The sequence below is a fragment of the Arcicella aurantiaca genome (assembly GCF_003148625.1).
In the GTDB taxonomy this organism is placed as follows: Bacteria; Bacteroidota; Bacteroidia; order Cytophagales; family Spirosomataceae; genus Arcicella; species Arcicella aurantiaca.
Genome location: NZ_QGGO01000027.1, coordinates 2907 through 15371 on the forward strand (window position 1 = coordinate 2907; position 12465 = coordinate 15371).

The 12465-nt window shown below is 36.0% G+C and carries 7 protein-coding genes; 4 read left to right on the plus strand and 3 right to left on the minus strand.

The genetic code is table 11. The features are described 5' to 3' along the window. On the minus strand, window positions 1-2318 hold a 2318-nt coding region (locus LV89_RS25310; protein ID WP_158279638.1), incomplete at its 3' end, for an immunoglobulin domain-containing protein. Window positions 2319-3443: 1125 nt separating this feature from the next. On the opposite strand from LV89_RS25310, the gene rplM reads away from it, so the two are divergent. The 4 genes from rplM to tsf all read left to right on the plus strand — a co-directional run bounded on the left by rplM (window position 3444) and on the right by tsf (window position 6446). Continuing rightward, on the plus strand, window positions 3444-3887 hold the full coding sequence (gene rplM, locus LV89_RS19435) for a 50S ribosomal protein L13 (protein ID WP_109744591.1): 444 nt from the start codon (window positions 3444-3446) through the stop codon (window positions 3885-3887). A gap of 112 nt (window positions 3888-3999) precedes the next feature. Beyond that, on the plus strand, window positions 4000-4389 hold the full coding sequence (rpsI, locus tag LV89_RS19440; RefSeq protein ID WP_109744592.1) for a 30S ribosomal protein S9: 390 nt from the start codon (window positions 4000-4002) through the stop codon (window positions 4387-4389). Between the two features lie 238 nt (window positions 4390-4627). Beyond that, window positions 4628-5431: a 30S ribosomal protein S2 gene (rpsB, locus tag LV89_RS19445; protein ID WP_109744593.1), complete on the plus strand. Its 804-nt coding sequence runs from the start codon at window positions 4628-4630 to the stop codon at window positions 5429-5431. Between the two features lie 181 nt (window positions 5432-5612). Then, window positions 5613-6446 carry a translation elongation factor Ts gene (gene tsf / locus LV89_RS19450; RefSeq protein ID WP_109744594.1) on the plus strand — a complete coding sequence of 278 codons (834 nt, stop codon included), beginning with the start codon at window positions 5613-5615 and terminating at the stop codon, window positions 6444-6446. 160 nt (window positions 6447-6606) lie between these two features. Here tsf and LV89_RS19455 read toward each other — a convergent pair whose 3' ends face one another. Next, complete coding sequence (locus LV89_RS19455; RefSeq protein ID WP_229201558.1) at window positions 6607-7863, minus strand: efflux RND transporter periplasmic adaptor subunit; 1257 nt, start codon at window positions 7861-7863, stop codon at window positions 6607-6609. 9 nt (window positions 7864-7872) lie between these two features. Beyond that, window positions 7873-12312 (minus strand): CusA/CzcA family heavy metal efflux RND transporter, encoded by a 4440-nt coding sequence (locus tag LV89_RS19460; protein ID WP_109744648.1) that lies wholly within the window; start codon window positions 12310-12312, stop codon window positions 7873-7875. Window positions 12313-12465: the final 153 nt, after the last annotated feature.

Sequence of the window (12465 nt, forward strand, 5' to 3'; positions counted from 1 at the left end):
TATGTTGTGGTTGCACTCAAACTTGGCGTTGTAAAGCTCGCTCCACTTGAAATTGATGTTCCACCTGTTGAAGCTGAATACCAAGTTGCCGTTGTTCCTGTTGCACAAGTTGCTTTTAAAGTAACTGTTCCCGTTCCACAAATTGATGCAGGCGTAGTTGTCGGGGCTGTTGGAAGTGGGTCAATAATTACTGAAACTACATTTGTTTCGCCCACGAAATCCGTACAACCTGCACGACGAGAGCAACGTTGAAAATAGGTAGTTTGTGAAATGTTAGTTAAGTCAAGTGTTGCACTGTTTGAATTAACAATTGCAACCCATTCACTTGCATTTGCTTGCGTAAACGTTGAAGCTGTTGTACTCTTCAACCACATATATTCAATCACTCCGCTCCCACCAGATGGCGAAGTAACATTTGTAAACACTGCTGGGTCAAACGCTCCACAATTTCTTTGGTTTCCACCAATCTGACCACCATTTGTAACATTATCACAACAATTTGCACTAAGAGCAACAGCCGTAGTTCCAGTCACAGAACATTTACTACCATTTTTCGCTGTAAAAGTTACAGTTACGGTATAAGTAGTTGCCGCTTGTACACTTGTGTTTGTTACAGTAGCTTGTGTACTTGTAAATCCATTTGAACCAACCCATGAATAGGTTGGAGAACAATTAGCTGATTTTGACGCAGCATCAAGAGTTGCAGTTAATACCACATTTGAACCTTTACATATTGATGTTGGATTTGCCGTAGCAGTTACCGAAGCAATATTTGTTGCAGTTCCCAAATTAATATTAATGTCACCGTCTTTTGAAGCAGTCGTCCAATTATTAGTCCCTCCACTTGTGAGGTTGATTTTAAACCAACTACTTGCTCCAAATTTTGAAATATCATTTAAACTTCCACCTGTTCCAACTTGGAATGCCGCCATATTTTGCGTGTAAGTTCCTGCCAAACCTGCAAAAATACCTGTACCAGAAAATGTACCATTTGAAGTTGGATAATAGTACCAATTTCCTACATTTGGAGCATATCCAGAACAGTGTGTATTGGTAAGTGGGCTACCTGCGGGAGGCGTTCCTGTACGACCCGAATAATTTACAGTTGCCGTAATACAGTCACTTGCACCACCTCCTGTTACACATCCTACAACTTTTAAAATAGCAGTTCCATCGCAAAACTCTGTCAATTCACCCGACTTTACTGTAAAATATTGAGATGGACAAGCAACATTAGCACTACTCTTTAAATCTGAAAACCACAAACCATACGACTTTGTAGCATCACCACAAAGACTACTACTTGATACTGAACTTTTACGAGATAAACATACGGGGTCTTTCCCTTGACAATTTGCATTAACAGTTGCTGTAATAACATTTGCTTCACCTACATAAGCAGTACAACCTGCACGACGAGAACAACGTGTGAAATAGGTTGTTTGTGTAATTGGACCTGCATCATACGTTAAACTTGTTGCTCCAGGAATAATTGACCACTGACTTTGCGTTGTTGTGTTCAAAACTGAAGAAGTCGTACTTTTCATCCAAATAACCTCTAATGCCCCTGCACCACCCGACGGGTCAGTTACACTTGTAAAAGGTGTAGGGTCAAAACCACTACAACCTGTTTGATTAGAACCAATTGTTCCACCTGAGGTTAAATTACTACAAGTTGACGTTAAAGAAACAGACACATTATCCAATTTCAAAGCCGTTCCATTTGTATAACCAACCACTCTTATCTTTGCTGTTCCTGTCGGAGCAGTTACACCTAAAAATTCATATTTAGAATATCCTGAAGAATTATAAACACTACCTGTTACTCTTTTTTCTACTCTACTACCGATAATTAATCCCAAAGAATTATAGAATTCATAACCAACTGAAGCATAATATACAGGATTATGCGTTGAAGCCATAAAACTAATATCATACTTTATACCTGCCGTAGCACTAATAGTTTGCCAAGTATAGTAATTACCCCAAGAGTCATTATTATTCAAAGCAAGTGTATTTCCAGAGTAAGCATATTGTCCAGAAAAAGTAAAAATAGAACCTGCCGGAGAGGCACTCCATCCAGTTGTACCACTATCAAAACCATTATTTGAAAGTAGATTTTGAGAAAATGTCTGCAAAGAGGCACTAAATAGAAAGAAAAGTAGAAATACCTTCCACATTTTAGTTCTACTTAACACATTTGGCATACAATTTGCTTCTTTTTTGATACCGAAATTAGATGATTTGCATAGATTGGACTCAGGCAGATAATCGACTTCAGCACAATTAAAGCTTAAAAACTTAGTAGAGTTTTTCATAAATAGCTATTGTGTTGTTTTAATTTTAGAAACATTTATTTTTTGAGGGTTATTCAAACACTTTTAGAGTGCAATTATTCCTTTTGCATTTGTTGCGAAATGCAAAACACAAGCAACCAATAATTATATCCACTGAAAATATGTTTAGCATTTTCAAAGACATAATTGACTTAGAGACACAAGCCCACAATACTTTTGTTGTGAAAAGCAATTGCGTAAAAAAAAGCGGCAATTTTTCAAGGCCAAAGCGGAACAGGCCGAGATAAATTAATATCACAGAATACTGAATATTATTTTTGGAAGGTAAGGAATATACAAATCAAGCTGAGAATGCTTTACCAATCACGGCAAACACTCACAGTTTAAATCATACAGGATACTCGAATAGAATATATAAATTGATATAACACAGCAGGCTAAGACATTGAGAGAATCGGCGGATTATTTTCAAGGTTTCTTAAATAAAAACGAGGTATTGGCACTCAATGAGCAACGCTATTAATGCACTCAAAGTTTAGACTGATACCAATTCTTATTAAGATATTTGCTGTATTAGAGGGTAAAATTATGTAATTCACTATTAAATTCAAATAAATCTCTCTTAATTTATCATTAATTTTATTTCATATTTAGGCTATACGTAGAATTTAAACATTCAAAGTCATAAAATAGCATATTAGCATTTCTTGCTTATATCTTTTATCATCATTTTTCTCAATTCTCCACGCAATTTCTATTTTTTTCTTTCTCCAAAATCATTATTTAGTGTTACAGACATGGTTATTTTCAGGCACTAAACAATCGTTATTTAGCTTGTTTAAAATCGTTTTGAGTCATCATTTCATATTTTTTTAGAATTATATAAACATTCCCGAAAAGTTTTACAATTCTCTTTGTAAAATATCGAAAAATTCACTAATTTTGCGTTCCCAAATTTTAGCTGGATGCCCGTTCAGAAAAAAATAAGGTCAAATCATTGAAAATCAGAGTCGTTCCAACATCTGATGTACAAATGAAACATTTCCGAATCTTAATAAAAGTCCAACGTAAATGTGAATTTTGTAACACCTTCTGGCAGAGGTGCTTTCGTGAGAAAATATTATCGGACTTTTAAACTATAATAAAGTGGATACTTTAAGTTATAAAACCATCTCATCAAACGTAGCTACTGTTGAAAAAGCATGGGTAGTAGTTGATGCAGAAAACCAAGTTGTTGGTCGTTTAAGTTCACAAATCGCAATGATTTTGCGTGGAAAAAACAAGCCTTCATATTCACCACACGTAGATTGTGGAGATAACGTTATCGTAATCAATGCTGATAAAATTCGTTTTACAGGAAAGAAAATGAATAACAAGGTTTACATCCGCCACACAGGCTACCCAGGTGGACAACGTTTTGCTACTCCAAGAGAAGTATTAGCAAAAAATCCAAGAGGAGTTGTAGAATCTGCGGTAAAAGGTATGTTACCTAAAAACCGTTTAGGAAGTCGTTTGTTTACAAACTTGTATGTATATGCAGGTTCTGAGCATCCACACGCCGCACAACAACCAAAAGAAATCAAATTCTAATCATCGTTATCTTTTATTTAGGGATTAGGAGTTAGGAATTAGGGGTTCGGTTCGCCAACCAACTGATGACTGATAACTGATAACTGATGACTGATAACTTCTCTATAAAAAAATGGCAGAAGTAACTAATACATTAGGAAGAAGAAAAACGGCTGTTGCTCGTCTATATATGACTCCGGGCAACGGTGCATACTCAATAAATGGTCGTACTTTAGAAGACTATTTTCCATCAGAAATTTTAAGAATTATCGTTAACCAACCTTTCGCTTTAACAAAAACTGAAGGTTCTTATGACGTTAAAGTTAATCTTGACGGTGGTGGAATTAAAGGACAAGCGGAAGCACTTCGTTTGGCTATTTCACGTGCATTACAAGAAATCGATGCAGAACGTCGTCCTGCATTGAAAAAAGAAGGATTCCTTACTCGTGACCCACGTATGGTTGAACGTAAAAAACCAGGTCGTAAGAAAGCACGTCGTAAATTCCAATTCTCGAAACGTTAATATTTGGTTATTCGTTATTAGTTACTGGTTATCAGTTGTTAGAAAATTTCTAATCCAATAACCAGTAGCTGATTACTAATAACTATTATTATATTCGTTAGCAAGGCTTACAGTGACCGGTGTCTTGTTGATATTTTTATATTTCATTTTAAATCTTTCAAGGTTTTAGGTATAAGATTTTAGGTTTTAGTTGCATTACTAACCCCTAACTCCCAAGCCCTAACACCTAACACAAAAAATGGCACAATTAGAATACAAAGAATTATTAGATGCTGGTGTTCACTTCGGACACTTAACACGTAAGTGGGATCCAAGAATGGCTCCGTTTATCTTCATGGAGAAAAATGGTATCCACATTCTTGACCTTAACAAAACTTTAGGTTGTTTAGATGAGGCTTGCAATGCTATCAAAGGTATTGTTCGTTCTGGACGTAAAATCATGTTTGTTGCTACTAAGAAACAAGCTCAAGAAATCGTTTCAGAAGAAGCTCGTCGTTTGAAAATGCCATACGTAACTGACCGTTGGTTAGGTGGTATGCTTACAAACTTCCAAACTGTTAGAAAGTCTATCAAGAAAATGGGGACTATCGACAAGTTGTTGAAAGACGAAGTAACTGTTAAAGCATTAGCAAAACGTGAGCGTTTAATGATGTCTCGTGATAAGGAGAAAATGGAAAGAGTATTAGGTGGTATCACTGAATTAACTCGTCTTCCTGCAGCTCTTTTCATCGTTGACGTTAAGCGTGAACATATCGCAGTAGCTGAAGCACAACGTTTAGGTATCCCAGTTTTTGCTATGTGTGATACTAACTCAAACCCTGATTTAGTGGATTTCCCAATCCCAGCTAATGATGATGCTTACAAATCAATCGCTTTAATTACTTTAGCAATTGGTAAGGCAATCGAAGAAGGTTTGATGGAACGCAAACAAGATAAAGATGACGCTCGTTTAGCAGAAGAAGAAGAAGCAAAACGTCTTGCTGATGAGGAAGAAGCTAAAGAAGCAGCTAAAGTAGCGGCTAAATACGAGAAAGAAGATTAATATAATGAATAAGTAAGAATGAATAATTATTAGTTTTCGTTCTTAGAATTATAAAATAATCATTTGCCTAAATAGCCCATAGTTTTCTGTGGGCTATTTGAGTAAAAAATCAACTGAATAATAATTTCTTTACAATTATTTTCAAATTAATAAATTTTCAAATTTTCAAATTAACAAGACAATGGCTATTTCAGCAGCAGACGTTAATAAATTAAGACAAATGACTGGTTCGGGCATGATGGATTGTAAGAAAGCCCTTACTGAAGCAGGTGGTGATTTTGAAGCCGCTATTGATATTCTCCGTAAAGCTGGTCAGAAAGTGGCAGCAAAACGTGCAGATAACGAAACTAACGAAGGTACTGTATTAATCGCAATCAGTGCTGACGGAACAAACGGTAAATTAGTAGCTTTAGCTTGCGAAACTGAACCAGTTTCAAAAGTTGCTGACTTTACTGAATTAGCTTCTGCTTTATTGGCTTCAGCAGTTGCAAATAATGTTGCTGATAAAGATGCTTTATTAGCTTCTACTTTAGCTGACGGACGTGTTGCTCAAGAAGCAATGGTTGAATTGACTGGTAAAATTGGTGAAAAAATCACTATCGCTGGTTATGAAAACGTAACAGCTGACAAAGTTGTTTCTTATATCCACTCTAATAATAAAATCGGTGTTTTAGTAGCATTTGCTAACGTCCAAGGTACTGATGTTCAAGAAGTTGGAAAAGACATCGCTATGCAAATCACGGCAATGAAGCCAGTTGCTTTGGATAAAGATGGCGTTGATTCAGCTACTATCGAGCGTGAAATTGAAGTTGGTAGAGAGCAAGCTCGTGCTGAAGGTAAACCAGAAGCAATGTTGGATAAAATCGCTGCAGGTCGTTTAGAGAAATTCTACAAAGAATCTACTTTGTTGAACCAACAGTTTGTAAAAGACGGTTCTATCAACATTAAGCAGTTATTAGAACAAACTCAAAAAGGTTTAAGTATCTCTTCTTTCAAAAGAATTGCTTTAGCTTAATCTCTGAGTTAGGAAATATTAAAAAGGGCTTTTTCTTCGAGAAAAAGCCCTTTTTATTTGGAATGGATTATCTGAATTATGATTTTTTGGATTTAATAATTGCAGGATTTTTAGTAATCTTAAAATCCTGCAATCGTATCAATCTTAGTTCTAACATCCTCTACTCCTCTTCAGTCATATTTTTCATCTTCATCAATAAAGTATAAGCTCCTTTTGTTACAATTGACTTATTAGTGAATGCTTCTCCATTGAGGATTTCGATGAAACCGCCTTCTTTATTACCAACTTTGACTTCTATAATTGAAAATTGATTGGTTTTATCTTCAATAAAAATGAAATCTTTTCCTTCAAAATTAACTACTGCGTCTTCAGGCAGTGTTAAGGCTGAATTGTTTTTTACTTCAATCTCAGCATTCATATACATTCCCGGCAAAAGATTTTTATCATAATTTTCAAAGTGACAATGCACATCTGCAATATGCTCGGGAGAAAGGTCTTTACTAATTAGAATTATCTCACATTGATGTTTTTTATTAGGTTGATTATTGGTGTAAGCAATTACTTTTTGCCCAATCGACAATTTATTAAGGTCTTTCTCAAATACACTAAGGTTCAAATGTATATCGGTTGGATTGACCAATTCAAATAAAATATCAGATGGATTGACGTATTTACCAATATTAACATTCACTTTTGAAACAAAACCGTTGATAGCAGAATAAATATGAACACTTTTAGAAAGGTTTCCTTCGGTCAAAGTTTTAGGATTGATATTGATTAATTTCAACTTTTCAGCCAATGCACTTAGATTAATTTTTAGCATTCTATATTCCGATTCTGCTTGTTGAAAAACCTTATCACTACTGGCTTGGCTTTGATTTAATTCCTTTTGGCGTTGGTATTCTTTCTCGACAAAAAACAATTTCGATTGATTGATTAAATAATCTTGTTGCAACTGAATATACTGCTGGTCTTCCATCGTGGCGATGATTTCTCCTTTACGGACAAACATTCCCGGTAATAATTTTGACGACTTTAAATATCCACCTAAAGGCATACTTACCGAAACCATATTTTGAGGCGGAACGTCAATTTTGCCATTCAATTTAATGATGGAAGAAATGTTTTTACGTTCCAAACTCCCCGTAACGATTTCAGTATTTTTACGCTGCGCAGCCGTAAGTGTTACGGTATTTTCTTCTGTATTTTTAGCTTCTGAAACTTGTTCAGTAGTAGGTTTTGAGCCACACGCCCAACATAAAATAAGGCTTGAAATTAATAACAACCTCACCCCCAACCCCTCTCCAAAAGAGGGAGTCTTCATCCGAAAAAACGTCTTATTAAATAGCGTTAAAATTATGCTATAAATCGCTTTTATCACTTTTTTAAATATTGAAATGATGATTATATTTTTCATGATATTATCTTAATTTCTTGATGTGAAATAATTGATGTGAATGATGCTTAAATTAAGTTCTTTAATAGCATCAATATAATTTGCCTGAATACCAATTGCCTGATTGGTCAGCATTACCCAATCTAAATAATTAATATCTCCGTTGGTAAATTGTTTATTTGCCGTTTGGATAATTTGAGTAGCATTTGGCAAGGCTTGTTGTTCGTAATATTGAATGGTTGCCAAATTGTTTTGGTACATCAAAAAAGCCTTCTGAAACTCTTTTTCAAGCGATTGTTTTTGTTGTAAAAAAGCACTTTCAGCTACTTCTTCGTACATTTTTGAAGCGGCAACTTTTGCCTTCGTAGCAGATTTAAAAATCGGGACATTTACCCCAACTTGAACTGTTGTAAAACGACTACCTAACGAATAATAAACATCATCTGAGCCAATACCTCTAATTGTACCAGAAAAAAGCCCTACGTTGAAATCTGGCAAAAGTTTAGTTTTTTCCAAAGCGGTATTGGCAATACTTAATTGCTTTTGCTGACTATAAATTTTGAGTAAAGGATGGTCGGCAATTGCGGTGCCGTCTGCCGTTAAAATATCTTTAATTTTAAATTCTTTAGCGTCAGGTTCTAAATCGGCATCTGTATTGAGTAATAATTTGAATTGAATTTTAGTTGCGTCTTTCTCTTGACGAACCATTTTCAATTGTAAATTGATATTTCCTCTTTGGCTTTCGGCGGTCGTTTTTTCTAAAATATTCGTTTCACCTTTTGTTAAACGCAAATCGGCTTTTCTGAGAAATTCTGCGTAAATCGTATCAATTTTGAGCAGTAATTTTTCTTTTTCGTTCCAATAAACAAGCGAGTAAAAAGTCTCAGTAACGGCTCGTTTCAGCTCTGCTTCTCTGAGCGTTACGCCCAAAGCTACCACTTTCCATTCTTCGGTAAGTAAATCTTTTTGGCGAGCATACACTTTGGGAGAACTAAACGATTGCGAAGCTCCTAAACGATTATCAAAATAAATACTATTGTTTTGACCGAAATCACCTACAAAATTGGTAGTGGGCAAATTATGATAAGTTTTTATGAGTTGCTCCTGATAATTAGCTCGCAACTTTTCACTTTTAACCCCTAAATTTTGATTTATTGCCGTACTAATGGCAGTTTCTAAAGTTATAACCTCACCCGAAGCGTCGGTCGCCCCAGCCCCTCTCCGTTGGAGAGGGGAGTTTTGAGCGTTGATGTTATTATTCAATGAAAATAAAGTCAATAAAATGACAATGCTTGTCGCTGTTTTTAGGTCTAATGTTTTCACTCCTTTTTCAAAAATGATGTATAAAATTGGTAGAACGAAAAGCGTTAGGAATGTAGCTAATAACAAACCACCAATAACAACTGTTGCTAATGGACGTTGAACTTCTGCTCCTGCTCCATTGCTTACTGCCATTGGCAAGAAACCCAAAGACGCAACAAAGGCAGTCATTAAAACAGGTCTTAAACGCAACATTGTACCTTCCAAAACTATCTTTTTCAAATCGGTCATACCATCGTGTTTGAGTCGGTTGAATTCAGCAATTAAAACGATACCGTTCAATACCGCAACCCCAAAAAGGGCAATGAAACCAACGCCCGCACTGATACTGAAAGGCAAACCACGCAATGCCAAGAAGAAAATTCCACCAATAGCAGAAAGTGGAATGGCTGAATAAATCAATAAGCCTTGTTTTACCGAATTGAAGGCAAAGAATAATAACACAAAAATCAAAATCAACGAAACTGGCACGGCAATCATTAAGCGTTGTTTGGCTGCATTGAGATTTTCAAAAGCACCACCGTAAGTGACATAATAGCCCGTTGGGAATTTCAATTTTGTCTCTACTTTTTGTTGTAATTCCGTTACAATACTCTGAACATCTCGGTCTTGAATATTAAAGCCAATTACGATTCGACGTTTGGCATCTTCCCGCTGAATCTGATTTGGACCATTCTTGATTTCTACACTTGCTAATTGAGAAAGTGGTATTTGCGTACCTTGTGGCGTTGGAATTAAGAGATTTTGGACATCTTCTAAATTTTTACGTTGGTCGGTATTTAATCTTACCACCATATCAAAACGCTTTTCTCCTTCAAAAATCAAACCCGTACTTTGTCCTGCAAAAGCAGTATTTATCACTCGGTTAATGTCGGCAATTGATAAATTATACTGAGCAATCATTTCACGTTTGTACTCAATAATAAGTTGTGGCATTCCCGTTACAGGTTCAACATAAAGGCTCTTTGTTCCTTGAACAGTATTGACGATTTTACCTAATCTATCAGCATACAAAGCCAAAGTATCCAGATTTTCACCAAATATTTTACAAACCACGTCTTGTCTTGCCCCTGTCATTAATTCATTGAAACGCATTTGAACAGGATATTGAAAACCAACCGTAATTCCGGGAACATCGTCGAGAGCTTTGGTCATTTTTTCCGATAAATCATTGAAGGTTTCGGCAGAAGTCCATTCACTTTTATCTTTCAAAATCACCATCATATCACTACCTTCCATTGGCATTGGGTCGGTTGGAATTTCGCCGCTACCAATTTTCGTAACCACTTTTTCTACTTCTGGAAATTGTGACTTCAGAATATGGGCAGCTTTTTGGGTACTTTCAATACTTGTTGAAAGATTACTACCTGTTAAAACTCTTGTCTCAACAGCAAAATCGCCTTCTTCCAAAGCAGGGATAAATTCACCGCCCAAAGTTGTCAAGATAAAAACAGCAAGGATAAATAAACTAATGACTGTGCCTAAAACCATTTTGGGATGTCCCAAAATTTTAGCCAAAGTATTTTGGTATGCACGCTCAATTTTTCCCATTAATCTATCCGAAATATTGGGTGTATGTTTCGTTTTCTTACTCAAAAACAAAGAACTCATCATTGGAATGTAGGTCAGCGACAAGACAAATGCTCCCAACAAAGCAAAGGCAACAGTCTGAGCCATTGGTTTAAACATTTTCCCTTCGATTCCCTGAAGTGTAAAAATGGGAAGGTAAACAATCAAAATAATAATTTGCCCAAACACGGCACTATTCATCATTTTACTGGCTGAATAATTTACTTCGGTATCCATTTCAGCTTGGGTAAAGCGGTCGATGGTTGTTGCTTGGCTATCTTCCGATAACTGTTTACTGACAACTGATAACTGATAACTGCTCAAACGGTGCATCACCGCCTCAACGATAATTACCGCACCATCAACAATCAGTCCGAAATCTAATGCTCCTAAACTCATTAAATTTCCACTTACGCCAAACGTATTCATCAAGATAATGGCAAAAAGCATCGCCAAAGGAATAACTGAAGCCACTAAAAGTCCTGCTCGGAGATTTCCCAAGAATAAAACCAAGACAAAAATGACGATTAAAGCACCTTCTAAAAGATTTTTCTCCACCGTTCCGATGGCGTTATTTACCATTTTGGTACGGTCTAAGAATGGCTCAATAACCACACCTTCGGGTAAGGTTTTCTGAATTTGGGCAACTCGTTCTTTTACATTTTTAATGACTTCACTACTATTTGCCCCTTTTAGCATCATTACAACGGCTCCAGCCACTTCACCCTTGTCGTTATAACACATAGCTCCGTAACGAGTAGCATAACCAATTTTCACCTCAGCAACGTCTCTGATAAATAAAGGTGTACCACTTGACGTTGATTTTACGGATATATTTTCAATATCTTGAATTGTACCAATCAATCCTTCGCTACGAATGAATAAAGCAGTCGAAGATTTTTCGATATACGCACCTCCTGTATTCTGATTATTCTTTGCTAATGCCGAGAAAACGTCATCAATTGTTAAACCGTAAGATTGTAATTTATGGGGATTCACAGCGATTTCGTACTGTTTTAGCTTCCCACCAAAACTACTGACTTCAGCAACACCTTTAACGCCCAATAATTGCCGACGAACAATCCAATCTTGAATAGTACGTAATTCGGTTTCGTCAAATTTGCTTTCATAACCAGCTTTTGGGCGGACTACATATTGATAAATTTCGCCTAAACCCGTTGAAACAGGTCCTAATTTTGGCAAACCAATTTCTGGTGGAATTTCAGCTTTTACTTCTTGCAAACGTTCTGCGACTTGTTGTCTCGCCCAATAAATATCCGTTTCGTCATCAAAAACGATAGTCACTACGGACAATCCAAATCTGGAAAAACTCCGAATTTCTTTTAAGCCTAAAATATTGTTATTTGCTTGTTCGATAGGAAAGGTAATAAGTCGCTCAATATCAGTTGCCCCAAATGACGGAGCAACCGTAATAACCTGAACTTGATTATCTGTAATATCAGGCACGGCATCAATCGGGAGTTTGGTTAATGAAAAACTACCATAAATCATCAAGGCAATGGTAAATAACCCAACGATGAGTTTATTGCCGATAGAAAAATGAATGATTTTGTTAAGCATAGTAATATAATTATTTACTTCGGCTGTCATACATGGGCAATCAAAAATTGAATTCAGAAATTCTTAATAATAAGAATAACCCTAACAATCATTGATAACTGAAAGCGAACAGTCAAGTAATTTTGAAATACAGATAGATACTCAAAAACAACA